Raw genomic sequence first — 25,106 nt, forward strand, 5'->3', positions numbered from 1 at the left:
CGGCCACGATGACACGCATGATCTCGTCGCTTCCTTCCGGTCGGGTGCACCCACGGTCGCGAACGATCTTCTCAGTGCCCTGCCCGCCGGGGTGGCGGCAGCCCCCTCTCTCCCGCCGACGAGGCATCGCGGGCGTCCCCGGCGGGAGCCCGTGTCCGCGACGGCCCCGGCGTTCAGTCCGCCGTCGGCCGCAGCACGAGGCAGAGGAAGCCGAAGACGTCCCGGTAGACGCGCAGCCACTCGTCGCGGTGGGCCGTGGCCGCCGCGAGCGCCTGGGCGCTGTCCGGGTGGCCGGGGTGGTCCAGCGCCCAGGAGGCGAGCGTCCCCGTCCACGCCCACTCGTAGTCGTCCAGCTCCCGGCGGGTGCTGATGTGCCCGTGCACCGGTGTCCAGCCGTCCGCGGCGACCCGGTCCAGCGTGGTCGGCAGGTCGTCCAGGTCACCGAGCAGCGCGACGGCCTCGGCGGAGGGCTCGCGGTCCCAGTACCCCTCGCCGGCCAGGACCCGTCCGCCGGGCGCGAGGTGCCCGCGGGCCGCCGCCAGGGCCGGGAGCAGGCCGCCGAACGCGTGCGTGGCCCCCACGCACAGCACCAGGTCGAAGGAGTGCGGGGCGGTGAACCGGGCGGCGTCCTGCCGGTGCAGGACCAGGCGGTCCTCGACACCGAGCCGGCGCGCGGCCCGGCGGGCGTCCGCGAGCGCGCGCTCGGAGAGGTCGACGCCCTCGGCACGCAGTCCGGGACGCGCGGTCAGGGCCCGCAGCAGCCATTCCCCGCCGCCGCAGCCGAGGTCGAGCACGCGTCCGCCGCCGTGCGGCAGGGCCCGTTCCAGCAGCCCGCGCACCGCGTCGTCGTCGAGCGGCGCGGCTATCGGATGATCCGCGTGAGCGCGCCTGGAGATCTCCTCACGGTCCACCGGTGGAGCCTGGCACGTCCGGCGGCACCCGCGCACCCGGATTTCCGCCAAGGCCCCGCGGGGGGCGGGCCGAAACCCGTGGCCACTCGAAAGGGGCACGCGCCGCGCCCCGTCCGGACCCGCCCCCGGCAACCCCGCGACCGGGCCCCCGGCCAAGCCCCCACTCACCCGAAACGACTAATGACGCAGCGTGCACCCCTTGTGCCCATTGGGGCCTCCCCCGTTCGGAGTTGCGGCCGTACGGGCGACATGAGTCCGTGGGAGTCGTGTCCCACCGGATCTCACCCAGGAGGAGACATGGGCACCAACCACCAGGGCCGATCGGCCGACAAGCTGGGCGTCGTCTTCGCGGTCCGCGTCATCGAAGGCCGTGAACAAGGCTTCCTGGACCTGTACGAGCAGCTCCGGAAGTCCGTGGCCGGCACCCCCGGCCACATCGTGGAACGGCTCGGCCGGCCCGCCGACGACTCCCGTCAGTGGGTGATCACCAGCGAGTGGCAGTCGGCCGAGCAGTTCTTCGCCTGGCAGCAGAGCGAGGAGCACCGTGAACTCGTCGCGCCGCTGCGCGAGTTCGTCGACCAGCGGCAGTCGCTGCGCTACCGGGTCATCAAGGAGACGCGGGGGGTGCGGTCGTGACGCGCACCGCCCACGGCCCCGTCGCCGTGCTCGGCCTCGGCGCGATGGGCGCCGGGCTGGCCCACCGCCTGCTCGACCAGGGCATACCGGTCCGGGTCTGGAACCGTACCCCGGACCGGACCGCGCCGCTCGCCCGGGCCGGCGCGCACGTCGCCGCCCACCCCGCCGAGGCGGTCGCGGGCACGAGCGCCGCCATCTGCGTCGTGGCCGACAGCCAGGCCCTCGGCACCGTGCTGCGCGGGCCGGACGGCGTACTGGCCCACGGCCCCTACCCGGGCACGCTGCTGTGCGCCAGCACCGTCGCCCCCGAGGAGATCGTCCAGATCGCCGGGGACCTGCCCGCGGCGCTGGACGTGGGCATGCTCGGCAACCGCGACCACGCCCGCGACGGCGAGCTGCGGTTGTTCGTCGGCGGCACGCCGGAGGCGTTCGCCGCCGCCGGCCCGCTGCTGCGGGCGCTGGGCAAGGAGGTCGTCCATCTGGGCGCACTCGGTTCCGGCATGCGGATGAAACTGCTCCTGAACCTGCTGATGGGCATCGAGGTGCAGGCGCTGGCCGAGGCCACCGAACTGGCGGAGGCCTGCGGACTGGACCGGCAGCTGGTCCTGAAGACCGTCGCGGGCAGCGGTTTCGCCTCGCCGGTCATGGCGTTCAAGTCCCGGCGGCTGGCGGCGGGCCGCTTCGACGAGCCGGACTTCCGGCTGCGGCTGATGGCGAAAGACCTCATGCTCGCTACCAAGCAGGCGGCAGCCGCCGGCCTGAGCCTGCCGCTGGCGACCGCCGCGGCGGAGACCCACGTCCGCGCCACCGAGCAAGGACTGGGCGACCAGGACTGTGCCGCGATCACCCGCGCACTGAGACCGAAACCGGGAACCGACACGTGATCATCGACATCCACGGGCACCTGTCCCCACCGGAAGCCGCCGAGCGCTTCCCCATGCCCCCGGCCCTGACCGACGTCGACGGCATGCTCGCCGCCCGCGCCGAGGCCGGCATCGACCTGACCATCATCGGCAGCCCCGTCGGGGCCGGGGCGATGGCGCGGGTGCCGGGCGTGGACAACTACGCGCAGCCGCGTGACCGGCTGCGCGCCTTCCACGCGTGGATGTCGGGCCTGATCCGCCGGTTCCCGGACCAGTTGCGCGGCTATGTGTACGCCAACCCGTTCGGGGACGACGATCACCTGGAAGGGGTGCGGGAGACCCTGGCGGACCCCGCGTTCGTCGGCCTGATCACCACCTCCAGCGTCCACGGGGAGCTGCTCGGCTCGCCGCGCGCGGACCCGTTCTTCGCGCTGGCCGCGGAGGCGGGGGTGCCGGTCCTGGTGCACGCCCCGGCGGAACCGGCCGGCACCGAACGGGTCGAACAGACGCCCTTCGTGGAGCAGATCGGCCGCTTCGGCGACGTCACCCTGGGCATGGCGATGATCGCGTTCGCCGGGTGGCTGGACAAGTACCCCGGTCTGCGGCTGATCGGCGCGACCGGCGGCGGCGCGCTGGCGCTGCTGCCCGAGCGCCTGCAGACCGCGGCGCGCCCCCGGCACTGGGCCGGGGGCGCCCCCGCTGCCGGCCGGCCCGGAAGGCCTGAGGCCCCCGGTGCGGCCGGTGCTCCCGGTGCCCCCGGTTCCGCACACGCGCCCGCCGCTCCCCCGGCGTCCGGGTCCGCACCGGCCCCCGCCCTCACCCCGTCCCCCGACCCCGCCGCCGCCCTGCGGCGCATGTACGTCGACACCAGTCCGTTCAGCGCGGCGCACCTGAGCCTGAACGCCGAGGTGCTGGGGCCGGAACGGATGCTGTTCGGCACCGACTCCCCGCCGATGGCCGCGCCGCTGGAGGACTTCGTCCACATGGTCGAGAAGCTGCCGCTCGACAAGGCGTCCCAGCAGCTCATCCTCGGCGGAAACGCCCAAGCTCTCTTCGACCTCAGGAGCCGTCCGTGACCACCACGCAGGAGGCCGTCGCCGCGGCCGAGCGGTGCACCCCCGAGTTCCGCCGCGACCCCCACGCCGTGTACGCCCGGCTGCGCGCCGAGGCGCCGGTGTGCCCCATGAGACCGCCGCACGGCAACGAGACGTATCTGATCACCCGGTACGAGGACGCGCGGGCCGCGCTGTCGGACCCGCGTCTGAGCAAGGACATGTACGGGGCCATGGACGCCTACCGGAGGATCTTCGGGGACTCGTCCATCGCGCTGGACGACAACATGCTCAACTCGGACGCGCCCAAGCACACCCGGCTGCGCAGGCTGGTGAACTCGGCTTTCACCCCGCGGCGGGTGCAGGCACTGCGGCCGCGCATCGAGCAGATCGTCCGCGAGCTGCTCGACGCGTGCCCGCCCGGGGAGCCCGTAGACCTGCTGCCCGCGTTCGCGTTCCCGCTGCCGATCATCGTGATCTGCGATCTGCTCGGTGTGCCGGCCGAGGACCGGTCGCGGATGCAGCGGTTGTCCACCACGGTGGCGCAGACCGGTTTCGGCGAGGAGTTCAAGCGGGCCCAGCAGCAGGCGGAGGAGGACCTGCACGGCTACTTCACCGAGCTGATCGACGCGAAGCGGAACCGCCCGGGCGACGACCTGCTGAGCGCGCTCATCGCGGTCCGGGACGGCGCGGACGGCTCGCTCACCCAGAACGAACTGGTCTCCACGGCCTTCCTGTTGATGTTCGCGGGCCACAAGACGACCGCGTACCTCATCGGCAACGCCGTGCACCACCTGCTGCACCACCCCGAGCAGTGGAACGCCGTCCGGGAGAACCCGGAGCTGATCCGCGCGGCGGTCGAGGAACTGGTGCGCTACGACGGCTCGGTGGAGACCGCGACGTTCCGCTACGCGACCGAGGACGTGGAGTACGGCGGGACCCTGATCCCCAAGGGCGCCCTGGTCCAGATCGCGCTCAGCTCGGCCAACCGCGACCCCGCCAAGTTCGACTCCCCCGACGAACTCGACATGCGGCGGCCCGGCAACGCGCAGGACGCCCACCTCGGCTTCGGGCACGGCAGCCACTACTGCCTGGGCGCCCCGCTGGCCCGGCTGGAGACCCAGCTGGCCCTGACGCTGCTGTTCGACCGCTTCCCCCGGATGGCCCTGGCCGACCCGGCCGCCGGGCCACGGTGGCTTCAGGTGCCCTTCCCCGCCTTCCGCGGCCTGGCGGAGCTGCCGGTCGTCCTGGACCCCGCCGGGTAGGCGCGCGGGGAACGCGCCGGAAACCAGGGGCGACCGGCGTATGGCGGCCGGGGCGCGCGCTCCCTACTGTGTGCCGCGTCACCATGGGGCGCAGCACCATGTGGCGCGGCACCATGTGCCGGTCACCGTGTGGCGCCTCGCCTCGAAAGGGACCGCCCGTCCGGAAGGGGCCGCCCGTGCCGTCCGTGCGCCGCATCGCCCACGCATTCCTGGAGCGCCAAGGACTCACCACCGTCTTCGGCAACCCGGGCTCCAACGAACTGCCCTTCCTCGCCGGTCTTCCCGACGGGTTCCGCTACGTCCTGGGTCTGCACGAGGGCGCGGTCGTGGGCATGGCCGACGGCTACGCGCAGGCGTCGGGCCGTCCGGCGCTGGTCAGCCTGCACTCGGCCGCGGGGTCCGGCAACGCGCTGGGGGCGCTGACGAACGCGGTGGCCTCCCGCACCCCGCTGGTCGTCCTGGCCGGTCAGCAGGTACGGCCGGCGATCGGGCCGGAGGCCTACCTCACCAACGTCGACGCCCCGGCCCTGATGCGGCCGCTCGTCCGCTGGGCCGCCGAGCCGGCGTGCGCCCGGGATGTGCCGCGCGCGCTCGCCCAAACCGTCTTCGAGGCGCGGTTACGGCGCGGGCCGGCCTTCCTGTCCGTGCCGTACGACGACTGGACGGCCGACGCGGACGAGAACGCACCGGCCGTGCTGGAGCGCCGGGTCGAGCGGGCCGGGGCGCCCGGCGCGGAGCAGGGGCGCCGGTTGGCCGAGACGGTGGCCGCGGCCCGGCGGCCCGCCCTGGTCCTGGGCGGTGACATCGACACGGACGGGCTCTTCCACGACGCGGTACGGCTGGCCGAGCGGCTCGGCGGCCCGGTGTGGGCGGCGCCCTCGGTCTTCCGGCTGCCGTTCCCCAACCGCCATCCGCTGTTCCGCGGTGTGCTGCCCGCCGGCATCGAGCCCGCCTGCCGGGCCCTCAGCGGTCACGATCTCGTCCTGGTCCTCGGCGCCCCGGTGTTCCGGTACCACGAGCACCTGCCCGACCGGTACCTGCCGGAGGGGACCCGGCTGATCCAGGTCACCGAGGACGTGTCCGCCGCCGCGCGGGCACCGGTCGGCGAGGCACTGGTCGCCGACCCCGCCGCGGTGACCGGCCTGCTGCTGACCGCGCTCGGCGCGCCGGGCCCGCCCGTGGGCGACTACCGGCCCGTGCCGGCGCCGGCCGGTACGGAGGGGCCGCGGCTGCATCCGGAGGAGGTCTTCGCGGCCCTGCGGGAGGAACAGCCCGCCGACACGGCGTACGTCGTGGAGTCGACCTCGACCAATTCCTCCTGGTGGCGTCAGATGGACCTGCGCCGGCCCGGCTCGTACTACTTCCCGGCGGCCGGCGGCCTCGGCTTCGGGCTGCCCGGCGCGGTCGGCGTGGCCCTGGCCCGGCCCGGCCGGCCGGTCGTGGGCGTGATCGGGGACGGCTCGGCGAACTACGGCATCACCGCCCTGTGGACGGCCGCCCGGCTCCACGTCCCCCTCACCGTGGTGCTGCTGCGCAACGGGACGTACGGGGCCCTGCGCTGGTTCGGGGAGCTGCTCGGGGTGCCGGACGCGCCGGGACTGGACATCCCCGGCCTGGACTTCACCCGTATCGCCGAGGGCTACGGGGTGCCCGCCCGGCAGATCGGCGGCGTGCCGGAGCTGCGGGCCGCGCTGTCCGAACCGGTCGACGGACCCCGCCTGCTCCAGATCGACACCGCGCTCACCACGCCCGCCTAGCTAGCCGGAGAAGGGGTCCTCGAGTGCCGGGACACACGGGGACAGCAACGGTTCCGTGTGCTCCGTGACCGTGCCCCGGACGAGCCTGAACACGCGGAACTCGTTCTCATGGCTCCGGTCTTCGTCGTCGCGGACGTGGAGCAGCCCGTAGGAGCCGGGAGCGAGCGCCGCCACCTCCTCGAACAGCGCCACCACATCGGGCGGCGAGCGGTGGTTGGAATGGCCTCCGAGGTGGATGAACGGCTCGCCGTTCATCCACCTCAGGTCGAGGAGATAGGGGCTGGCCATGCGGGTGACGAGCAGCCGGAGTTCGTCGACGATCCGCCGCAGCCGGACATCGTCCTCGTCGTCGGTCGCGGACTCCCTGACCGTGACCCAGCCGTGGTACTCGAACACGCCACGATCCTAACGGCCGGAGCGGGGACGCGGGTTCGGGCCGCCGGGCCCTGCGGGACGACTCCGAGCAGGAGTTCGCTCAGTTCCGCCGGCATGGTGATCAGGCAGTCGTCTCCGGTCGGGAGCCGCCACCCGATGGAGGCTTTCCGGCCGGGCGGGCCCGGGATGCTCAGGCAGGTGCGAGGGGTTGCGCGCAGGCGATGAGGAGGGCCACGTCGTCGTGGTCGGCCGGGTGCCGCAGCAGGCGCAGGAGCCGGTCGCAGGTCTCCTCCGTGGACTGGTCCGACGGTGCCAGGAGACGCAGCAGGGCCTCCAGGCGCTCGTCGATGGGATCGTCACGGGTCTCCACCAGCCCGTCGGTGTAGAGCACGAGGCGGTCGCCGGGCTTCAGCTCGACGGTGGTGCTCTCGAAGGGCACGCCGCCCACCCCGAGCGGCGTGCCGGTGGGCAGGTCCAGCAGCCGCGGCTGCTCGCCGGTGCGCACCAGGGCCGGGGGCAGATGACCGGCGGACGCCACGTGCAGCCGGGCCCGGTGGGGGTCGTAGACCGCGTACACGCAGGTGGCGATGTACGGGTCCAGCTCGCGGGTGATCTTGTCGAGGTGGGTGAGGATCCGTGCCGGGTCGAGGTCGAGGTCGGCCAGGGTGGCGGTCGCGGTGCGCAGCCGGCCCATGGTGGTGGCGGCCTGGATGCCGCTGCCCATGACGTCGCCCACCGCGAGCGCCGTGCGGTCGCCGTCGAGCGGGATCACGTCGTACCAGTCGCCGCCGACCTCGTCGCGGGCCTGGGCGGGGCGGTAGCGGACGGCGATCTCCAGGCCGGGGCGCCGGGGCGGGGGCTGCGGCAGGAGGCTGCGCTGGAGGGTCTCGACGGCACTGCGGATGTGCTGGTGCAGCACGGCGTTGTCGATGCTCAGCGCGGCGGAGGAGGCCAGCTCGCAGGCGAGGGTGAGGTCGTCCTCGTCGAAGGGCAGCGGGTTGCGGGCCCGGGCCAGGCCCATGACCCCGATGATCTTCTCGCGGGCGATGAGCGGGACGGTCATGTCGGTGTGGACGCCGGCCCGGGCGAACAGCGCGGCGGCCTCGGAATCGGCGGCGATGCGGGAGTGGTCGCCCCCGCCCAGGTGGGTGATCAGCAGGGGGCGGCGGCTGCGGATGCAGTGCGACGCGGGGTGGTCGGCGTGGTAGGTGGTGAGGCGGCCGGGCGGCACCATGGCCCGGCCGGCGTCGGTGGGGTAGGCGGTCTTCACCGCCACGACGCGGAACAGCGCCGGTCCGTCGCCGAGGGCGGTACGGCCGGTCTGCAGGACCGAGTCGAGGAGGTCCACCGACACCATGTCGGCCAGGCCCGGCACCAGCACGTCGGCCAGTTCCCGCGCGGTGCGCTCCACCTCCAGGGTGGTGCCGATCCGGGCCGAACCATCGGCGATCATCCGCAGCCGCCGCTGGGCCTGGTCGGCCTTGCGCGCCGCCCGGTACCGGTCGGTGACGTCGACCACCACGTTGGCGATGCCGAGGACCCGGCCGCGGTGGTCCTCCAGCCGGTAGACGGACACCGCCCAGGCGTGGTCCTGCTCCCGGTCGGCGGCCGTACGGCCCACCACCTGCTCCTCCACCACGGGGGTGCCGGTCTCCAGGACCCGCCGCATCACGGTCTCGGCGCGCTCGAAGTCCGGGTCGGTGAGGATCTCGCGGAATCCGCGGCCGACGTGATCGGCCTCGGGAACGCCGTGCATGGCCGCGAGGGCGGGGTTGACGGCCAGGTAGCGCAGCTCGGTGTCCATGACGGCCAGCCCGATCGGCGCCTGGCTGACCAGCCGGTCGGACAGGGCCAGTTTGCGTTCCATCTGCCGCAGGGCGACTCGGTCGACGGCCAGCCCGAGGGCGTAGTGATCCCCCAGGCTGTCCGTCAGCCGGACGTTGCGGAACTCGACCATCCGGGTGCTGCCGTCCTTGTGCCGGACGGGGAAGGCCCCCGCCCAGCGCCGGCCGGTCTCCATCACGTCGGCGAACAGGGTGACCGCCGCGTCCTGGTGTTCGGGGTGGAGGAGCAGCGGCGCCGCGTACTGCCCGACCGCCTCGCCGCGGGTGTAACCGAACAGTTCCTCGGCCTGGGGGCTCCACATGTCGATCTTGCCGTCGGCCTCCAGCAGCACCGCGGCGACGCCCAGCAGGTCCAGCAGCCCGCTGGGGTCGGCCGCGGCGCCCGGCAGAGGATCGGCCCGCTCCGGGCGCGGCTTCTCTCGTCTCATCGAAACGCGCTCCTTCCCTTGGCCGCACCACCGGTCACCGCCGGTCACCGGCGGTCACCGCCGGTGCGGCCGGCTCGCCCCGCGGTTCGGACGAGACGGTGTCCTCCCCGCGGATCGCCAGCCCCCTCCACGATGCGCCACAGCGCCGGGGACGGCCACGGCGGCGGATCGGGGGCGGCTGTCGCGGCGGGTCGGGGGCGGCTATGACGGTGGGCTGGGGAGGGCTGCGGAGGCGGGCCGGGGGCGGCAACGGCGGCGGGCCGGAGAGGGCTGCGGGGCGGGTCGGGGGTGACCATGGCGGCGGGCTGAGGAGGGATGCGGAGGCGGACCGGAGGCGGCTATGGCTACGGGCCGGGGAGCGCTGCGGCGAGGGCCAAGGGTGACCATGCGGCGGGCCGGAGAGGGCTGCGGCAGTGGGTTGGAGACGGCCACGACGGCGGGCCCGGGCGGCTATGACGGCGGGGCGGGGAGGGCACGGCAGCGAGCCGGAAACAGCTACGGCAGCAGGCCGGAAACCGCTACGGCGGCAAGCCGGGGGCAGCCACGACGGCAGGCCGGAGACGGCCACGACGGCAGGCCGGAGACGGCCACGACGGCAGGCCGGAGACGGCCACGGCGGCAGGCCGGGACGGCATCTCCGCCGGGGCCGGGCCTCGCTGCCTCCTGCTCCTACGGTCCTGCCGGGAGGCGCCGTCGACGGGCCTGGTCAGGCCGTCCGGGAGCGTCCGGACAGCCGGCGGGCCCAAGTCGGTGTAGGGGTCAACAAACGGATCGTCACTGGTTAGGGTGGCGGTCATGCCTCGGGATTCCAACGCGACCAAAGCCCGGCTGCTCGACGCCGCCTTCGCCGAATTCGCCGCCCACGGCATCGCCGGCGCCCGGGTGGACCGGATCGCCTCGGCCGCCGGGGCCAACAAGCGGCTGATCTACGCCCACTTCGGCAGCAAGAACCAGTTGTTCGACGCGGTGCTGCGCCGGGCGGCGGAGGCGGGCGCCGAGTCCGTGCCGTTCGACGCGGACGACCTGCCCGGGTACGCCGGCGCGGTCTTCGACCACTTGGTGGCCCGGCCCGACCTCCTGCGGCTGCGGCTGTGGCAGTTGCTGGAGCGCCCCGCCGGCCCCGGCTCCGCGACGGAAGGCTTCCGGCGCCGGGCCGCCGAGGTGGCCGACGCGCAGGCACGCGGCGAACTGTCCCGGGCACTGGCGCCCGCCGATCTGCTGACCATGGTCCTGGCCGCGGCCCAGGCCTGGTTCTGGGCGGACGAGGACGGCCGCCCCCGGTCGCCGGAGCGGCTGGCCCGGCACCGCGCGGCCGTGGTGGAGACCGCCCGCCGCCTCACCGAACCGCCACCGCCCGAGCGGTGACGCCACCGGGGCGCCGCGCAACCCCGTCATCGGGGCGCCATGTGGCCCCGCCACGGGGGCGCCACGTGCCCCGGCCGCGAAGCACCGCGCGTCCCCGCCGCGAGCACCACGTGTCCCCGCCGCCAAGCATCACGCGTCCCCGCCCCGCAGCACCGCCGGCCCCCACCACCGAAGCACGTCGGCTCGCGCCGGAAAGCCGCGTGCGTCCCCCCGACGCCGGAAACTCCCGCACTCCTGCCACGGCGACGCCCCGCCCCCCTTACGCCCCTTACGCCGAGAAGCCGCGCACCCTCGAGATACCCGGCCCGTAGAGCACCAGGCACCGGACACCGGCCCGCCGAACCCGGTACCAGGCCACGCCCCGCATCCCCTACCCTGCTCCGCATGCCCGACGAGACCGCCACCGCGCGACGCGACGACCGGCCCGCGGAGTCCCGGCGGGCGCGGCTGAGCCGGACGTTCGACGAGATCGCGGAGCTGTACGACCGGGCCAGGCCCGGGTATCCGCCCCGGCTGTACGACGATCTCGCGGAGCTCGCGGGTGCCGGCCCCGGCAGCCGGGTGCTGGAGGTGGGCTGCGGGACCGGGCAGGCGACGGTGCCGCTGGCCGCGCGGGGGTGCCGGATCACGGCCGTGGACGCGGGCCCGCGCATGGCCGACGTCGCCCGCCGCAGGCTGGCCGGGTTCGCCACGGTGGAGGTGGTGACGGCGGAGTTCGAGCGCTGGCCGCTGCCGCCGGAGCCGTTCGACGCGGTGGTGTCGGCGACGGCGTTCCACTGGATCGACCCGGCGGTGCGGATGGCCAGGGCCGCGGCCGCGCTGCGTCCGGGCGGGGCGCTCGCCGTGGTGCGCACCCAGCATGTGCGGGGCGGCACCGAGGAGTTCTTCGCCGAGGTCCAGCGCTGCTACGAGCGCTTCGACCCGGACACCCGCCCCGGTCAGCTGCCTCCGAAGGCCGCCGACATCGACGGTTCGGACCACGCGGCGGAGGTGGCGCGGAGCGACCGGTTCGGGCCCACCCTGTTCCGCCGGTACGAGCGGGACATCACGTACACCTCGGCGGAGTACCTGGACGTGCTGCGCACCTACTCCGGTCACCGGGCCCTGCCGGACGTCGCCCGGAGCGGGCTGCTCGGCTGTGTCGCGCACCTGATCGACGGCCGGTACGGCGGCCGCGTGACCAAGCGCTACCTCGTCGAGCTGGCCGTGTCGCACCGCCGCTGACGACAGGCCGGCGCCCGCCCGGCCGGCGGGATCCCCGTTCGCCGGCGCTTCGCCCCGGTTTGCCTCCAGGGGCGGCGGGAACCCCCGCAGCGGAGAACGCCCGGAGCAGGGAACGCCCGACCGACGCGGGAGGCGCAGCCCATGGACTGGTACCCGTTGCGCCTGACCACGCCCGTCAAGCAGCACGTCTTCGGCGGGCGCGTGCTGGCCGACCGGTGGGGCCGCGCCGGACTGCCGGACGGCCCGGTCGCCGAGACCTGGGAGGTCAGCGACGTGGACGGCGAGGGCGCGGCGGTGACCGCCGGCCCGCTGGCCGGGCGCGCCCTGCGCGATCTGGTACGGGAGCACCCCGAGGACCTGCTCGGGCGCGGCCCGTACGGCGAACGCTTCCCGGTGCTGACGAAGTTCATCGACGCCACCGGTCCGCTCCCGGTCCATCTGCACGCCGACGACGAGACCGCCCGCCGCGTCGAGGGCGAACCCAACGGCAAGACCGAGGCGTGGCACGTCCTGGAAGCGGCCCCCGGGGCCACCGCCCTGGCCGGCGTCCGGCGCGGGGTCGACCGCGACCGGCTGCACCGGGCGCTGCTGGCACAGGACTTCGACGCCGTCCTGCGCCGCCTGCCGGTACGCGCCGGGCAGACCCTCTACGTCCCCGGCGGCACCCTGCACAGCTTCGGCCCGGGCACACTGGTCTACGAGATCGAGCAGACCTCCGACATCCAGCAGCACGCCATGCGCCACCGGATGGAGGACGGCGCCCCGATCCCCGACCGGGAGTGGCACGCCGCCGTCGAACGGCTCCTGGAGGAGTGGCGGCCCGAGCCGCGCCCCGACTTCCGCTCCGGTCTGAGCGTGCCTGTGGACGACGGTGTGGAGCGGACCGTGCTGTGCGCCGGGCGCTATTTCGCGCTGGAGCGGTGGCGGGCCGGGACCGCGGCGCCGCTGGTGCACACGTTCTCCACGGCGATGGTCCTGAGCAACGCGGGGGCGCCGGTCACCGTGACCACCCCGGGGGGACGGGAGCGGCTGGCCCGGGCGGAGAGCCTGCTGCTGCCCGCCGCGCTGGGCCGGCTGCGGATCGAGGGCCCGGCCGACGTCCTGCTCGGCTATCTGCCCGACCTCGACGCCGACATCCGGGAACCCCTGCTCGCCGCGGGCCACGGCCCGGCCGCGATCACCGCGCTCGGCTCCTGAGGGAACCGTCCGCCCGAAGGGCGGCAGCGCGACACGAGCGGCCCGGAGCCGGTGGGTGGGCGACGCGCCGCCCACCCGCACCGGCGCCCCCGGCACCGCACCTTGGCGCCCCCGGCACCGCACCTCGGTGCCGGCGGCACCCGTCAGTCGTCGGCGGGAAGCTCGCCGGCGAAGGCGGCGGCCATGCGCAGCCAGGGCGTGGCCTCCTCGTGACGGCCCTGCCGCTCCAGGGTGCGGCCCAGCATCAGGTGGGCGTAGTGCTCCACCGGATCCCGGTCGATGATCCGCCGCAGCTGCTCCTCGGCCCGCCGCAGCTGTGCCGAGTGGTAGTAGGCGCGGGCGAGCAGCAGCCGGGGCCCGGTCTGCTCGGGGGCCTCCTCGACCACGGCGGTGAGCAGCCTGGCCGCCCCGGCGTAGTCCTTGGCGTCGAACAGCAGCCGGGCGCGTTCCCAGCGCTCGGCCGTGGTCTCCTCGTGCGGGACGCCGGGGCCGTCGTCGAACAGGTGAAGGGCGCTCGCCCAGCGGTCCGGCGCGACCCCGCCCGTCGCCGGGTAGTCGTGGAAGGTGTCGCTCATCAGTCCTCCCTCGGGTACTGAGCGGCCAGTTGATTGATACATCAACCAACCACTGCCCGAACCGGCACGGGCCGACGGGTATTCCCGGGGCGCGACCGGCCGGCTCGGACCCGGCACCGGCACCGGCACCGGCACCGGCACCGGCACCGGCCCTGGGTACGACCCCGCCCGCCCCGCGTCAGTCCTCGTACGGCTCGTAGTCGAACCAGTCGAAGTGGACGGTTCCGGTGGAGGCGTACAGGCCGATCACGCGGCCGGTGAAGCCGCCGGCGACCTCGGTGGACAGGTACCGGCCGTCGAGCCTGGCGAGTTCGGTGAACGTGCCGTCCGGCTCCCGTACGCCGAGCGCGACGGTGTCGGGTCCCTCCCGCGGGTCGGAGACCTCCCGCGCGGGGGTCGTCTCGACGCCGAGCACCACCGGGCCGCCGGCCGACGGGCGGGAGGCCACCACGGACCGCAGCGGGCCGATCCGGGCGATCACCCGCACCTCGTCCGCCGTGGCCTCGATCTCGTAGTGGTGCCGCTCGTCCAGGCGGACGGCCAGCCCGCCGCTGCCCCCGGCCGGGTCGACCAGGGTCCGCACGCGGCAGGCCGGGTGCTGCTGGCGGCGGCCGGCGAAGGTGACGTCGGTGTCGTCCAGCGAGGCCCCGCGGGCGCGCAGGCTCAGCCAGCCGGCGCGTTCCTTGGTGGTGCAGTCCTCCTCGTGGCGGAAGCGCGGCGAGATCCAGCCCGGGGCGAGGCCGCCGCCTTCGAAGTCGTCCCGGACCGGCACGGCGGCGGGCCGCTGGAGCGGCCACGGCGGCGGGGCCGGGGAGGAGGCCACCTCGCCGACGACCGGCCAGCCGTCGACCCAGGTCACCGGGGCCAGGAACGTCTCCCGGCCCAGGACGTGCCAGCCGGGGGTCCCGCCGTGCGGCCGGACCCCGAGGAACACCATCCACCACGAACCGTCGGGCCCCTGGACCAGGTCGCCGTGGCCGGTGTTCTGGATGGGGTGGTCGGTGCCGCGATGGGTCAGGACGGGGTTGGCCGGGCACGGCTCGAAGGGGCCGTCGGGGGTGCGGCCACGGGCGACCGAGACGGCGTGGCACCGCTCGGTGCCGCCCTCGGCGATGAGCAGGTACCAGTACTCGCCGATGTGGTACAGGTGCGGTGCTTCGGGGGCCTTGGCGCCGGGCGTACCGGACCACACGCGCCGCGGCTCGCCGCGGGTCTCCCCCGTGTGCGGGTCGATGCGGACCTGGCTGACTCCCGCCACGGTGCACCAGCAGGTGCCCTCGTCGTCCCAGGCCAGGTCCGGGTCGATGCCCCGCACCCCGGGCAGCCGGACCGGATCGGACCAGGGGCCGGCCGGGTCGGTGGCGGTGAACAGGAGGTTCCCGTCGCCGCTGACGTTGGTCACGATCAGCCAGAAGCGGCCGTCGTGGTAGCGCAGCGTGGGGGCGTAGAGGCCGCCGGAGGAGGGGGCGCCGGGCGGCAGCCGCAGTTGCTCCGGCCGATCCAGGGCGTTGCCGATCTGGGTCCAGTGCACCAGGTCGCGACTGTGGAAGACGGGGATGCCGGGGTAGTACTCGAAGCTGGAGCAGGCGAGGTAGTAGTCCTCCCCGGCCCGGCAGACGCTCGGATCGGGGTGGAATCCCGGGATCACGGGGTTGCTGAGGCTGATGCCGCTCTCGGGCGCGCTCGGCACATCGAGTCCTTTCCGGGATGACCCGCACCTACGGCCTGGAGCGAAAGTTTCGCTCGAAGGTTCGAATGATTCCCGGGGAGGCTATCGACAGCCGTCGAAGCGGTCAACGGGTGTGCCCCGGCCCGGCTCGCGCCCCGTCACTAGGATTCCGCGCATGGCCACAGCCCATCACGCAGTCCTCGATCTCCTTGCCCGCTACCAGCCGAAGAGCACCGCCGAACGCGCGGACGTGGAGCGGGTGCGCGCCCTCGTCGCGTCGGGCGACCCGTGGCGGCGGGCGGCTCCGCTGCACGTCACCGGGTCCGCGCTGATCGTGCACCAGGACAGCGGGCGGGTTCTGCTGCGCTGGCACCAGCGCCACGGGACCTGGCTGCTGGTCGGCGGGCACGCCGACCCGGAGGAGTCCGACCCGCTCGCCATCGCCCTGCGGGAGGGGCGGGAGGAGACGGGACTGACCGACCTCGCGCCCTGGCCGGACGCCGGGGTGCGGCACCTGGTGATCGTGCCGGTGCCGGCCAACGCCCGGGAGGAGGCGCACGAACACGCCGACATCCGCTTCGTCCTCGCCACCCGCACCCCCGAGGCGGTCCGCCCGGAGAACCCCCAGGCGCCGCTGCGCTGGCTGACGCCGCGGGAGGCGCGCCGGGTGATCACCGAGGAGAACATCCGGGAGACCCTGTCCCGCGTGGAGCCACTGCTCGCGGGCTGACCGGCCGCAGGGCCCCGGACGCAGGCGGTGCTGTCGGTGCCCCGCGAAGACCTGCTGTGAACCACGTCGTCACCCGAACGCCCGTGTCCCACCCGAACGGGTGAGGTCGGCCGGGTCGCTGCCCCTCCATCGGGTCCTCCCCCGGCGTTCCCCGGACGCTGAGTGATCGGCCGTCTACGGTACGCACATACCGCGCTGTGTGCCGCGGCCACATGAGGAGGGACCCTTTGGCATCGGTCTGCGACCCCCAGTACGCCCCCGCCGGCGATGTGAGCGGAGCGCTCATGGTGATCGACTCCCGGCTCAAGTCCATCTACGACGGCGGGACCGCGATCGACCCCGAACAGCAGCAGTTGATCGACCAGTTCACCGCGTCCCTGGGCCCGAGAGGGGCGCACGACCTGCTGGACGGCGCCTGCACGATCATCTACATGTTCATGACGTGGCTGCGGATGGCGTACGAGGATCACGACAAGGACGTCATCGAGTACGTGGTGCCGAGCCTGGTGGCCTCGATGCGCATGATGCCCAAGAGCATCCGCCCGGAGGCCATCCCCACCATGGCCGGCCTGGTCGTCTCGGCGGGCATGGGCCTGAGTCCCAGCCTGTGGCGCAAGCAGTACGGCAAGTGGACCAAGGAGGAGATGAATCCCCTGGAGGCCACCGCGTTCCTGCTCGCCGAGCACATCAACCGCCTCACCGACGACCGCGAGTTCGCCACCCGCCTCATCAGCAACGCACTGTCCAAGGCGGAAGGCGCCTGAGCTGCGCGGAACACCACCGCCCTGGGGCGGAAGGCTCGGCTCTCGCCGACGAGGGCCGCGCGCCTCGACGTATGCCGACGCGGCCCGGCCGTGGTGAGCCTCTCCCCCACCGCGTTCAAAAAGGGACGTTTGTGCGAGCGCAGACGGTACACACGATGAGCTAACAAGCTTTACCCGACGAACGTTGAAACGGAGGCCACCATGGGCATCATCGCGTGGATCATCCTCGGCCTGCTCGCCGGCGCCATCGCCAAGGCCCTCATGCCGGGCAAGGACCCCGGCGGCATCATCGTCACCATGCTCATCGGTGTGGCCGGCGGTCTGCTCGGTGGCTGGCTCGGGAAGGTGGTGTTCGGCGTCGACTCCGTCGACGGGTTCTTCGAGCTCTCCACCTGGATCGCCGCCATCGTCGGCTCCCTGATCCTGCTCGCCCTCTACCGCCTCTTCACCGGCAGCCGGCACTCCCACTCGCACCGTCACGCCTGACCCGTCGACACCGACCGCGGGCCGCTCCGCGACGCGCCACGAGGCGTCACGGCCTCGCGCAGGCCGCCTCCCCGCCGTCGACGGGAAGGCCCAGCCGGCCGGCCACGGTGGTGAGAGACGTTCCCAGAGGGAGCCCGACCCGGGTGACCGCGTGCCGGTCGCCCCGGGTCGGGTCCCTGTTCACGATCAGCACCGGCTTCCCCTCCTGGGCCGCCTGGCGGACGAACCGAAGCCCGGACATCACCGTCAGCGAGGAACCCAGGACCAGCACCGAGGTGGCCTCCCGGACCAGCTCGCGACAGTGCTCGACCCGCCGCGGCGGCACCGCCTCGCCGAAGAACACCACGTCCGGCTTGAGAATGCCGCCGCAGAGCGCGCAGGGCAGCACGCGGAAGTCCCCGACCTGATCGTCGGTGAGATCGGCGTCGCCGTCCGGGTTGATGCCGGCGGCCACCGGCTCGAAGCCCGCGTTGGCCTCTTCCAGCCTCCGGGCGAGCTCCCGGCGCGCGCTGCGGGCGCCGCAGGACAGGCAGACGACCCGGTCCAGACTGCCGTGCAGTTCCACGTCATCCTCGCTGCCGGCGGCCTGGTGCAGGCCGTCGACGTTCTGGGTGATCACCCCCGAGAGCAGGCCGTGCCGCCCGAACGCGGCCACGGCCCGGTGCCCGGCGTTGGGCTCGGCGCGCCCGAAGGTGCGCCAGCCGAGGTGACTGCGCGCCCAGTACCGGCGCCGGGCCCGCGCGCTCGCGGTGAATTCCTGGTAGGTCATCGGGGTGTGCCGGCTCAGGCTGCCGCCCTCGCCCCGGTAGTCGGGGATGCCCGACTCCGTGGAGATGCCCGCGCCGCTGAGCACCAGCACACCGCCGGTGCTCAGCGCCTCCACGACCGGTGCCAGGTCCGTGCTGCCCGGCAGCGGCTCCTCGGGCGTCCAGTTCAGAGTGGGGCGCATACGCATGGAGCCAGCGTACGGAACGGCGGTCCCGGTTCGGCTCGCCGAGCGGGTCACGGCGCCTGCTGGGAAGCCGCGGCGTCGGGACGTAGATCCGCCAGGGTCAGCCGGTGTGCCGGGGGCTCCGTCAGGATCACCTCGCGGGTGGTGTGCGGACCGGTTCCGGCGTGGAGCAGCTCGCCCGGTTCCATCAGGCGCCAGCCGGGGTGGTCGTCCATGCGTTCGCTGGCGATGATCACGGCCGGGTGGCCGGCCAGGGCCGCGGAGCGGACGCGCATACGGCCGTGGCTGCCGCTGTGGTCCAGGTGCCGGGCGCCGTGCTGTCCGCCCGCCGGACGCTCCAGGACGTACAGCTCGTGGGTGTCGGGGTAGCGCAGGGCCCACAGCCGGCCAGGGGTGACGAGGACGAGGTTGAGGGCGTAGACGGGCAGGTGCCGGGCGATCCACCGGGCGGCGTGCCGGATGCCGGCGCCGGGGTCGCCGCCGTTCTCCCTGGTCTCCCGGGTGATCAGGGCGAAGAAGCGCTCGGAGTCCGTGTCGCCGCCGACCAGTGACCGGTCCTCGCCCAGGTGGTCGTCGAGCCGGTCGAGGCCCTCGATGACCCCGTTGTGCGCGAACAGCCGTCCGTCCTGTGCGAAGGGGTGGGTGTTGCGGGTGTCCAGGCTGCCGGTGGAGGCGTAGCGCACATGGGCGACGAAGGTGGCCGACTCCACGCGGCGGGCCTCCTCGGCGAAGGCCCGGTCCTCGTACGCGGCGACCGGCGCCTTGTCCACGCGTGGGGTGCCGTCCGCCGCGAAGCAGCCGAGGCCGGTGCCGTCGGGGTCGTGGTGGCTCTGCCGGCTGAGACTGTCGGGGGCGTCCAGCAGCCAGAACGTCGCGTGGGTGCGGTGTGGCGCGCTGCTGAGGCCGAACAGGCGGCACATGGTCGTTCTCCTCGCTCGCCGGGTGGCCGACGGGGTGACCGGCGGTGGTGGTGCGTGATCAGTGGCGGCCCGGGCGCCGCGGGTTCTTGGTCTCCGCTCCGTGGGCGAAGCCGCCCGCGTCGTCGGCATCACGGTGCGGCTCGTGCTGCTCGCGCAGGCGGGGCAGAGCGCGGCGCAGATCCTCCAGGAGCAGGTCGGCCAGGTCGTGACTGAAGCCGTTGCGGACCACGACGCGCAGGACGGCCAGATCGGTCCGGTGCTCGGGGAAGGTGTAGGCGGGCACCAGCCAGCCGCGTTCGCGCAGTGCGGCGGAGACGTCGAAGACGCTGAAGGTGTCGGTTCCGTCGCGCGTCCGGAAGGCGAAGACGGGGAGTTCACCGCCGTCGGTGATCAGCTCGAACGGGCCCAGCGCGGCGATCTCGGCGGCCAGCCGGGTGGCGACGTCCCGGCAGGTCTGCTGGACCCGCCGGTAGCCATGGAAGCCGAGGCGGAGGAAGTTGTAGTACTGGGCGACGACCTGGGCGCCGGGCCGGGAGAAGTTGAGCGCGAAGGTCGGCATGTCGCCGCCGAGGTAGTTGACATGGAAGACGAGGTCGTCGGGGAGGGCGTCCCTGTCGCGCCACAGCGCCCAGCCGACGCCGGGCATGACCAGGCCGTACTTGTGGCCGGAGGTGTTGATGGAGGCGACCCGGGGCAGCCGGAAGTCCCAGGTGAGGTCCGGGTCGAGAAAGGGCGCGATCATTCCTCCGGACGCGCCGTCGACGTGGACCGGGATGTCGAGTCCGGTACGGCTCTCCAGGTCGTCCAGGGCAGCGGCGATGCCGGAGACGGGTTCGTAGCTGCCGTCGAAGGTGGAGCCGAGCACGGCGACGACACCGATGGTGTTCTCGTCGCACAGTTCGACCGCCTTGTCCGGCGTGAGGTGGTAGCGGTCGCCCTCCATCGGGACGTAGCGCGGTTCGACCTCGAAGTAGTCGGCGAACTTCTCCCAGCAGATCTGCACGTTGATGCCCATGACCAGGTTGGGCCGGCCGGTGGGCCTGCCCGCGGCGCGCCGCTTGTGCTGCCAGCGCCGTTTGAGCGCGAGCCCGCCCAGCATCGCCGCCTCGCTCGAACCGGTGGTCGAGCAGCCCGTCGCACGGCGCGGGTCCTCGGCGTGCCAGAGCCGGGCGAGCATGTGGACGCACCGGTTCTCGAGTTCCGCGGTCTGCGGGTACTCGTCCTTGTCGATCATGTTCTTCTCGGCGCACTGGGCCATCAGGTGCCGGGCCTGGGGCTCGGCCCAGGTGGACACGAACGTCGCCAGGTTCTGCCGGGCGTTGCCGTCGAGCATCAGCTCGTCGTGGACCACCTGGTAGGCGGTGTCCGGTTCCATCCCGTGGTCCGGCATCGCGTACCGGGGCACTCGGACGGGTTCCCGGCTGAAGATCGGATTGATCTCCAGGTCCCGGCTCTCCCCGCGGTTGTCACGCTGCACCGTCATACGCGCTCGGTCCTCTCTGCCCCGGCCGGCGAGGCACTGTCCGGGGTTCCCCGCCCCCGCACCGACGAACCGGGGCAAAACGGAAGGCTGCCCGGAGGCCGGTCTCGTCAGGGCAGCACGACAGGGCCCTCGTCCGCGTCGGCGGCGTCACGCCGGATGGCGGTGCGGCGCCGGGCCGGACGGGGCGGCGTACGATCAACCGGTCCCCGACGCGCAAGGAGCACTCGTCCGATGTCCGCCGTCATTCCGCCGCCCCGCCCCGCCACCGGGTTGCTGCGGGTACGGCAGCACACCCGCGCCGAGGACGACGAGCGGCTGCACAGCCTGCTGTGGCGGGCAGGCACCGGCTGGCGGATGATCAGCAGCGCCGTGCTCGGCGGAGGGATCGGGGAACGTTCCTGGGTGCTCAACGCGCAGGTGTCCCACGGCTACCGGCGCACCGACCCGGACCGCCATCTCGCCGAGCTGGCCCGCGCCGCGGGCGCCGACGGGCCGGGGGTCGGGCTGATGACCGCCGCCGATGTCCGGGCGTACGGGCACGCGTCCGACGGCGGCGTGGAGGCGGTCGCCACCGCCGGGCTGGGGGTACGCGGCTGGGCCGCCTCCCCGGCGGAGGGCACGGCCGTGGCGGCAGGGCCCGGCACGATCAACATCCTCGTCGCGCTACCGGTGGCGCTGACCGACGCGGCGCTGGTCAACGCCGTGGCGACCGCCACCGAGGCCAAGGTGCAGGCGCTGCTGGGGGCGGGCCACGACTGCTCCGGCACCCCCACGGATGCCGTGTGCGTGGCCGCCCGGTCCCCTCGCGCGGGCGCGGGCGCCGAGGTCCATGCGTTCGCCGGCCCCCGCTCCCTGTGGGGCGCGCGCCTGGCCCGCGCCGTCCACCGGGCCGTGGACACCGCCGCCCGGGCCGACCACGCTGGGACGGGACGTCACGGCGAAACTCATCGCTGTGTGACGGCGGACGGGTGAGAGGCGGGTCGGCCGGGGGTGCCGGCGCGTCCGGCAGGTGACAGCCGCCCGGGCCGGGCTCGGGCAGGGGCCGGGCGGTGCCCTCCAGGAGAGGGTCGCCGCCCCACCGGCAGTCGACCCGACCCTTTCCGTCAGGCGACCTGGTGTACGTGAAGCGACCGCCGTCTCCGTCAGGCGACCGAAGGCTTGAGCCGTGCCCCGAGGGAGCGTGAGATGCCGCGTGCCGCGACCTGTACCAGCGGGACGAGGGCGTGCGGGTTCACGGCGTCGGCGTGGGCGACGACCGAGACGGCCGCGACGGCGGTGTTGTCCGGTCCGCACACGGGGGCGGCGACCGACACGGCGTCCATCGTCACCTGCCGGTCACTGATGGCGATTCCGGTACGGCGCACTTCGGCGAGAGCGCGGCGCACCTCGTCCGGGGCGCACAGGGTCTTCTCCGTGTGCCGCGCGAACGGCTGGGCGAGCACCCGCTCCTGGACTTCCCGGGGAGCGTGGGCGAGCAGGACGAGGCCGACGCCGGTCGGCGCGAGGTCGAACCGCCCGCCGACGCGGGTGAGGACCCGGACCGCGTCACGGCCGGCGAGGCGCTCCACGTACACGACGGACAACTCCTCGCGGACGGCGAGCTGCACGTTCTCGCGGGTGATGTGCGCGAGGTCGGAGAGGTACGGCAGGGCGGCCTCGCGCAGGCCCAGGCCCCGCGGGGCGAGCGAGGCGATTTCCCACAGCCGCAGCCCGATGCGGTAGCCGCCGTCCGCCTCGCGTTCGAGCGCGCCCCAGCCGGTCAGTTCCTTCACCAGCCGGTGGGTGGTGGTGAGGGGCAGGCCGGTGTGGCGGGAGATCTCGGCGAGCCGCAGGACGGACCGGTCGGGAGCGAAGGCTTCCAGCACCCGCAGGGCCCTGGCCGTCACCGAACCGCTGTCGGTCGGGGCTCGGCTCCGCATGCGGACCTCCTTGTCCAGGTGCGCACCGCTCCCAGCGGACTCAGGCACGTCACCGAAAAGCTAGGCAGAGTCTTGACGGCCGTCAATACTCCGGCGGGCATTCGGGGTGGCAGGTCAGGACAACGCCGGCCGTCAGAGATCCAGGACGAGCCTCGGGCACGCCGCCCGGGAGACGCAGATCATCATCGTGTCGTGCGCCTCCTGTTCGGCGGGGGTGAGGAGGGAGTCACGGTGGTCGACCGTACCTTCGAGCACGGTCGTCTCGCAGGTGCCGCACGTACCCTCACGGCAGGAGGACAGGACCTGCACTCCGGCCTCCTCGACCGCCTGTAGCACGGACTTGTCCGGCGGGACGCTCACCGTGATGCCGGTCTGCGCCAGCTCGACCTCGAACGCCCCGCCCCGCAGGGGTGCTTCAGGCTCCCTCGGTGTGAACCGCTCGACGTGGAGGGCGCCGGCCGGCCAGTCGGCGCACCGCTCCTCGACGGCCTCGAGCAGCGGTGCGGGTCCGCAGCAGTAGACGAGCGTGCCCGGGCGCGGTGTCCCCAGGAGCGCCTCGAGGTCGAGGAGCCCGTACGCGTCCTCGGGCCAAATGCGCACCCGCTCCCCGTACCGCGCGACAAGCGCCTCACGGAAGGCCATCGAGGCGAGCGTCCGCCCGCCGTAGGCCAACTGCCAGGCACTGCCCTGTCGTTCGGCCTGCTCCAGCATCGGGAGGATCGGGGTGATGCCGATGCCGCCGGCGATGAAGAGGTACTTCTCGGCGCCCTCCAGGGGGAAGTGGTTGCGCGGGCCGCGCACCCGGACCTGATCGCCCTCGGACAGCTTGTCGTGCACGTGGAGGGAACCGCCGCGGCCCTCCTCCTCCCGCAGGACGGCGACACGCCATACGCGGGTGTCCTCCGGCGAGGAGCACAGCGAGTACTGCCGTACGAGATCCGGGGCGAGTACGAGGTCGATGTGCGCGCCGGGCGTCCAGGCGGGCAGCGGAGCGTCGTCGGCCCGCCGCAGGTCGAGCGAGACCACACCGTCGGCCTCGTCCGTGCGGCGGGTCACGACGAGGTCGAGTCCGGCCTCGGGTGCGGTGGTGTTCACGGGCATCAGGGGTCCTTGAGTACGCATGTACGGGTGTTCGCGCGGGGTCAGGCGCCCACGAGGTGGCCGGGAGCGGGTGCGGGGGCCGGGGCGGGCCCTGGTCCCGGGTGCCCGGCGGGGTGGGCGAGCAGCCACTCCCACAGTTCCACCGGGTCCTCGGACTCCCGGGACTCGCCGCACCAGCACCAGCCGCCCAGCCGGTCCGTGCCGGGGATCCACACGACCCGGTGAACCGTGTCCCCGTCGAGCATGGCCGTGGGCCGCGGGCTCATCGGACGGCCGCCGCGGACCCGGTCGCTCCGGCCTCGACGAGCCGCTCGAGGATGCGGCGGGCGGCCAGGCCACCGGTGTCGATGTTGATGCTGAGCTCCTGCGTCCCGGCCGGCTCGGAGGCGACGACCTGCTCCAGCCTGTTCAGGGCGACGACGTCCTGGAGGACGACGGTTCGGTTGTTCTCGTAGAGGAAGTCGGTGACCGCCTGGTCGTCCAGGGCGAAGTCCCGGGCCACGGCCCAGAAGTCGTGGGTGCTGGTCTCGGTTTCGGGCGTGATGGCGTAGACGACCTCGACGTGGAAGGCGCCCGGGTCGCTGCCGTCCGCAACCGGGTCGGGTGTGCCGACGGGGGCGATGCGCGAGTGCAGCAGGTACAGGCAGGGGGCGTGGTACTCGCTGTCCTGCCAGCGCGTGATGCGGCCGTTGATGCCGGTGGACCTGGCGTAGAACGGCGGGCATTCGGCGTCGGGCATGTGGCGGCTGACGTAGACGACGCCCGCCTTCTCGTCGACCTCGGTGGTGATGGGGGTCTCGGCGACCTCGGGGGTGCCGATGTAGCCGCCGTGCAGGTACGTCTCGTGGGACAGGTCGAGCAGGTTGTCGACGAGGAGGCCGTAACGGGCCGCCAGTGGTTCCATGCCGCGGATGGTGGTGTAGTGGGGCGAGTCCAGCCAGGGGGCGCGGGGGATGAGAGTCTCGTCGGCCTTGTCCTTGTCGCCGATCCACACCCATACGAAGGAGTCCTGCTCCTTGACGGGGTACGAGGCGAGCCGGGCGGTTCGCGGCACACGCTTCTGGCCCGGCACCCGCACGCACACGCCGTCGGGTCCGTAGGTGAAGCCGTGATAGCCGCAGACGACCGTGTCACCGTCCAGCCGGCTCGGCTTCTCCGAGAGCGGGAAACGGCGGTGTACGCAGCGGTCGGCCATGGCGGTGACCTCGCCTGCTTCCGTACGCCAGAAAAGGATCGGCTCGCCGCAGACGGTCCGGGTGAACAACTCCCTCCCGATCTCGCTGCCGTAGGCGGCCACGTACCACTGGTCGCGCGCGAATGACGTCGTCGTCATCGTCATGTCCTTTGCGGGATTCACGGGTTGCGGACGCCATCACCCCGAAAGGCCGGAGCGGGCTCCGCGGGCTTTCCAGAGTGCTGCGGGCGCGGGCCCGTGAACAGGGCGCCTTCCGCTGACCGGAAGGCCGGGGCCGGATCCGTTCAGCGGGACGGGCGGGCACTGCCGCCGACCTCGGCGGACGCGGTCGCGTACGCGGTGGGAGCCCTCGTCACGTACTGAACGGCGACGCATCCCCGGCTGATCCATTGCAC

Annotated in this window: 24 protein-coding genes; 12 read left to right on the forward strand and 12 right to left on the reverse strand. The window is 73.7% G+C overall.

The features are described from left to right. Window positions 1-173: 173 nt before the first annotated feature. Window positions 174-911, reverse strand: a complete 738-nt coding sequence (locus HB370_RS06055) for a class I SAM-dependent methyltransferase (protein WP_030784255.1) — start codon at window positions 909-911, stop codon at window positions 174-176. 297 nt (window positions 912-1,208) lie between these two features. Here HB370_RS06055 and HB370_RS06060 point away from each other — a divergent pair, with 297 nt between their 5' ends. The 5 genes from HB370_RS06060 (at window position 1,209) to mdlC (ending at window position 6,484) form a co-directional block, all read left to right on the forward strand. After that, entirely contained in the window at window positions 1,209-1,547 is a 339-nt protein-coding gene (locus HB370_RS06060) for an antibiotic biosynthesis monooxygenase family protein (RefSeq protein WP_030784258.1), read from the forward strand. Beyond that, window positions 1,544-2,431 (forward strand): NAD(P)-dependent oxidoreductase, encoded by an 888-nt coding sequence (locus tag HB370_RS06065; RefSeq protein ID WP_030784260.1) that lies wholly within the window; start codon window positions 1,544-1,546, stop codon window positions 2,429-2,431. The genes HB370_RS06060 and HB370_RS06065 overlap by 4 nt, the downstream gene beginning before the upstream one ends. Further along, the gene (locus HB370_RS06070; RefSeq protein WP_030784261.1) at window positions 2,428-3,486 is read left to right on the forward strand and encodes an amidohydrolase family protein; all 1,059 of its coding nucleotides are present in this window, start codon (window positions 2,428-2,430) and stop codon (window positions 3,484-3,486) included. Before HB370_RS06065 ends, HB370_RS06070 begins: the two co-directional genes overlap by 4 nt. Continuing rightward, window positions 3,483-4,727: a cytochrome P450 gene (locus tag HB370_RS06075; protein ID WP_030784263.1), complete on the forward strand. Its 1,245-nt coding sequence runs from the start codon at window positions 3,483-3,485 to the stop codon at window positions 4,725-4,727. Before HB370_RS06070 ends, HB370_RS06075 begins: the two co-directional genes overlap by 4 nt. Before the next feature lie 176 nt (window positions 4,728-4,903). Then, window positions 4,904-6,484, forward strand: a complete 1,581-nt coding sequence (mdlC, locus tag HB370_RS06080) for a benzoylformate decarboxylase (RefSeq protein WP_030784265.1) — start codon at window positions 4,904-4,906, stop codon at window positions 6,482-6,484. Here mdlC and HB370_RS06085 read toward each other — a convergent pair whose 3' ends face one another. Continuing rightward, window positions 6,485-6,880, reverse strand: a complete 396-nt coding sequence (locus tag HB370_RS06085) for an Imm7 family immunity protein (RefSeq protein WP_030784269.1) — start codon at window positions 6,878-6,880, stop codon at window positions 6,485-6,487. It abuts the gene before it with no gap. Window positions 6,881-7,049: 169 nt separating this feature from the next. Further along, on the reverse strand, window positions 7,050-9,131 hold the full coding sequence (locus tag HB370_RS06090; protein ID WP_030784273.1) for a SpoIIE family protein phosphatase: 2,082 nt from the start codon (window positions 9,129-9,131) through the stop codon (window positions 7,050-7,052). A 795-nt stretch (window positions 9,132-9,926) separates the two neighbouring features. Here HB370_RS06090 and HB370_RS06095 point away from each other — a divergent pair. The 3 genes from HB370_RS06095 (at window position 9,927) to HB370_RS06105 (ending at window position 12,917) form a co-directional block, all read left to right on the forward strand. Then, entirely contained in the window at window positions 9,927-10,496 is a 570-nt protein-coding gene (locus HB370_RS06095) for a TetR family transcriptional regulator (RefSeq protein WP_030784276.1), read from the forward strand. Window positions 10,497-10,880: 384 nt separating this feature from the next. Next, complete coding sequence (locus HB370_RS06100) at window positions 10,881-11,720, forward strand: class I SAM-dependent methyltransferase (protein ID WP_030784279.1); 840 nt, start codon at window positions 10,881-10,883, stop codon at window positions 11,718-11,720. Window positions 11,721-11,861: 141 nt separating this feature from the next. After that, on the forward strand, window positions 11,862-12,917 hold the full coding sequence (locus tag HB370_RS06105) for a class I mannose-6-phosphate isomerase (RefSeq protein ID WP_030784281.1): 1,056 nt from the start codon (window positions 11,862-11,864) through the stop codon (window positions 12,915-12,917). A 143-nt stretch (window positions 12,918-13,060) separates the two neighbouring features. Here HB370_RS06105 and HB370_RS06110 read toward each other — a convergent pair whose 3' ends face one another. Further along, window positions 13,061-13,492 (reverse strand): tetratricopeptide repeat protein, encoded by a 432-nt coding sequence (locus HB370_RS06110; RefSeq protein WP_030784283.1) that lies wholly within the window; start codon window positions 13,490-13,492, stop codon window positions 13,061-13,063. Window positions 13,493-13,670: 178 nt separating this feature from the next. Continuing rightward, complete coding sequence (locus HB370_RS06115) at window positions 13,671-15,182, reverse strand: glycoside hydrolase family 43 protein (RefSeq protein WP_030784286.1); 1,512 nt, start codon at window positions 15,180-15,182, stop codon at window positions 13,671-13,673. 154 nt (window positions 15,183-15,336) lie between these two features. Here HB370_RS06115 and HB370_RS06120 point away from each other — a divergent pair, with 154 nt between their 5' ends. From HB370_RS06120 to HB370_RS06130, 3 genes are all read left to right on the forward strand, one after another. After that, a complete protein-coding gene (locus HB370_RS06120) occupies window positions 15,337-15,891 on the forward strand; it encodes an NUDIX domain-containing protein (protein WP_030784287.1) in 555 nt (184 codons plus the stop codon). A 227-nt stretch (window positions 15,892-16,118) separates the two neighbouring features. Beyond that, window positions 16,119-16,655, forward strand: coding sequence for a hypothetical protein (locus HB370_RS06125; protein WP_030784291.1), 537 nt, complete (start codon window positions 16,119-16,121; stop codon window positions 16,653-16,655). Between the two features lie 201 nt (window positions 16,656-16,856). Continuing rightward, window positions 16,857-17,141, forward strand: coding sequence for a GlsB/YeaQ/YmgE family stress response membrane protein (locus HB370_RS06130; protein WP_030784294.1), 285 nt, complete (start codon window positions 16,857-16,859; stop codon window positions 17,139-17,141). A gap of 46 nt (window positions 17,142-17,187) precedes the next feature. Here the strand turns inward: HB370_RS06130 and HB370_RS06135 are convergent, their stop codons facing one another. Genes HB370_RS06135 through HB370_RS06145 form a run of 3 tightly spaced genes read right to left on the reverse strand, consistent with a single transcriptional unit; the run spans window position 17,188 to window position 20,496 of the window. Continuing rightward, complete coding sequence (locus tag HB370_RS06135) at window positions 17,188-18,096, reverse strand: NAD-dependent protein deacetylase (RefSeq protein WP_030784297.1); 909 nt, start codon at window positions 18,094-18,096, stop codon at window positions 17,188-17,190. A gap of 47 nt (window positions 18,097-18,143) precedes the next feature. Next, window positions 18,144-19,013 carry a class II glutamine amidotransferase gene (locus tag HB370_RS06140; protein WP_030784299.1) on the reverse strand — a complete coding sequence of 290 codons (870 nt, stop codon included), beginning with the start codon at window positions 19,011-19,013 and terminating at the stop codon, window positions 18,144-18,146. Window positions 19,014-19,071: 58 nt separating this feature from the next. Further along, the gene (locus HB370_RS06145; protein ID WP_030784302.1) at window positions 19,072-20,496 is read right to left on the reverse strand and encodes a glutamate decarboxylase; all 1,425 of its coding nucleotides are present in this window, start codon (window positions 20,494-20,496) and stop codon (window positions 19,072-19,074) included. A gap of 231 nt (window positions 20,497-20,727) precedes the next feature. On the opposite strand from HB370_RS06145, the gene HB370_RS06150 reads away from it, so the two are divergent. Then, on the forward strand, window positions 20,728-21,468 hold the full coding sequence (locus HB370_RS06150; RefSeq protein ID WP_030784306.1) for an adenosylcobinamide amidohydrolase: 741 nt from the start codon (window positions 20,728-20,730) through the stop codon (window positions 21,466-21,468). Between the two features lie 170 nt (window positions 21,469-21,638). On the opposite strand, the gene HB370_RS06155 is transcribed toward HB370_RS06150, so the two are convergent. The 4 genes from HB370_RS06155 to HB370_RS06170 all read right to left on the reverse strand — a co-directional run bounded on the left by HB370_RS06155 (window position 21,639) and on the right by HB370_RS06170 (window position 24,849). Continuing rightward, the gene (locus HB370_RS06155) at window positions 21,639-22,415 is read right to left on the reverse strand and encodes an IclR family transcriptional regulator (RefSeq protein ID WP_030784309.1); all 777 of its coding nucleotides are present in this window, start codon (window positions 22,413-22,415) and stop codon (window positions 21,639-21,641) included. 132 nt (window positions 22,416-22,547) lie between these two features. Next, window positions 22,548-23,516 (reverse strand): PDR/VanB family oxidoreductase, encoded by a 969-nt coding sequence (locus tag HB370_RS06160; RefSeq protein ID WP_030784311.1) that lies wholly within the window; start codon window positions 23,514-23,516, stop codon window positions 22,548-22,550. A 41-nt stretch (window positions 23,517-23,557) separates the two neighbouring features. Further along, complete coding sequence (locus tag HB370_RS06165; RefSeq protein WP_030784313.1) at window positions 23,558-23,782, reverse strand: hypothetical protein; 225 nt, start codon at window positions 23,780-23,782, stop codon at window positions 23,558-23,560. Continuing rightward, window positions 23,779-24,849 carry an aromatic ring-hydroxylating dioxygenase subunit alpha gene (locus HB370_RS06170; protein ID WP_030784315.1) on the reverse strand — a complete coding sequence of 357 codons (1,071 nt, stop codon included), beginning with the start codon at window positions 24,847-24,849 and terminating at the stop codon, window positions 23,779-23,781. The genes HB370_RS06165 and HB370_RS06170 overlap by 4 nt, the downstream gene beginning before the upstream one ends. Between the last annotated feature and the right edge of the window lie 257 nt (window positions 24,850-25,106).

It is taken from the genome of Streptomyces sp. DSM 40868 (genome assembly GCF_011820545.1).
Taxonomy (GTDB): domain Bacteria; phylum Actinomycetota; class Actinomycetes; order Streptomycetales; family Streptomycetaceae; genus Streptomyces; species Streptomyces eurythermus.

Excerpts from the sequence above, each read along its gene's own strand:
- HB370_RS06090 (WP_030784273.1), bottom strand. The coding sequence starts at position 9,131 with ATGAGACGAGAGAAGCCGCGCCCGGAGCGGGCCGATCCTCTGCCGGGC.
- HB370_RS06155 (WP_030784309.1), bottom strand. The coding sequence starts at position 22,415 with ATGCGGAGCCGAGCCCCGACCGACAGCGGTTCGGTGACGGCCAGGGCC.
- HB370_RS06165 (WP_030784313.1), bottom strand. The coding sequence starts at position 23,782 with ATGAGCCCGCGGCCCACGGCCATGCTCGACGGGGACACGGTTCACCGG.
- HB370_RS06130 (WP_030784294.1), top strand. The coding sequence starts at position 16,857 with ATGGGCATCATCGCGTGGATCATCCTCGGCCTGCTCGCCGGCGCCATC.
- HB370_RS06095 (WP_030784276.1), top strand. The coding sequence starts at position 9,927 with ATGCCTCGGGATTCCAACGCGACCAAAGCCCGGCTGCTCGACGCCGCC.
- HB370_RS06060 (WP_030784258.1), top strand. The coding sequence starts at position 1,209 with ATGGGCACCAACCACCAGGGCCGATCGGCCGACAAGCTGGGCGTCGTC.
- HB370_RS06120 (WP_030784287.1), top strand. The coding sequence starts at position 15,337 with ATGGCCACAGCCCATCACGCAGTCCTCGATCTCCTTGCCCGCTACCAG.
- HB370_RS06140 (WP_030784299.1), bottom strand. The coding sequence starts at position 19,013 with ATGTGCCGCCTGTTCGGCCTCAGCAGCGCGCCACACCGCACCCACGCG.
- HB370_RS06160 (WP_030784311.1), bottom strand. The coding sequence starts at position 23,516 with ATGCCCGTGAACACCACCGCACCCGAGGCCGGACTCGACCTCGTCGTG.
- HB370_RS06170 (WP_030784315.1), bottom strand. The coding sequence starts at position 24,849 with ATGACGACGACGTCATTCGCGCGCGACCAGTGGTACGTGGCCGCCTAC.
- HB370_RS06150 (WP_030784306.1), top strand. The coding sequence starts at position 20,728 with ATGTCCGCCGTCATTCCGCCGCCCCGCCCCGCCACCGGGTTGCTGCGG.
- HB370_RS06145 (WP_030784302.1), bottom strand. The coding sequence starts at position 20,496 with ATGACGGTGCAGCGTGACAACCGCGGGGAGAGCCGGGACCTGGAGATC.
- HB370_RS06135 (WP_030784297.1), bottom strand. The coding sequence starts at position 18,096 with ATGCGTATGCGCCCCACTCTGAACTGGACGCCCGAGGAGCCGCTGCCG.
- HB370_RS06100 (WP_030784279.1), top strand. The coding sequence starts at position 10,881 with ATGCCCGACGAGACCGCCACCGCGCGACGCGACGACCGGCCCGCGGAG.
- HB370_RS06110 (WP_030784283.1), bottom strand. The coding sequence starts at position 13,492 with ATGAGCGACACCTTCCACGACTACCCGGCGACGGGCGGGGTCGCGCCG.
- HB370_RS06105 (WP_030784281.1), top strand. The coding sequence starts at position 11,862 with ATGGACTGGTACCCGTTGCGCCTGACCACGCCCGTCAAGCAGCACGTC.